1 rRNA gene is annotated in these 255 nt (G+C 52.9%); it reads right to left on the bottom strand.

The features are described from left to right. Positions 1-255: ribosomal RNA gene (locus tag JFY56_RS24835) — 23S ribosomal RNA — on the bottom strand; the annotation flags it as partial.

Here is a 255-nt window from a genome sequence, read left to right as displayed (position 1 = left end):
CTTTCGGCGTGGGAGTTTTTCACTCCCATTGTCGTTACTCATGTCAGCATTCGCACTTCTGATACCTCCAGCAAGCTTCTCAACTCACCTTCACAGGCTTACAGAACGCTCCTCTACCGCGCATCTTGCGATGCACCCGCAGCTTCGGTGTGTGGTTTGAGCCCCGTTACATCTTCCGCGCAGGCCGACTCGACTAGTGAGCTATTACGCTTTCTTTAAAGGGTGGCTGCTTCTAAGCCAACCTCCTAGCTGTCT

This window comes from Pseudomonas schmalbachii (assembly GCF_017589465.1).
Lineage (GTDB): Bacteria > Pseudomonadota > Gammaproteobacteria > Pseudomonadales > Pseudomonadaceae > Pseudomonas > Pseudomonas schmalbachii.
Note: the sequence above shows the minus strand (reverse complement) of the source record. Positions and strands in the feature narration are given on the sequence as shown.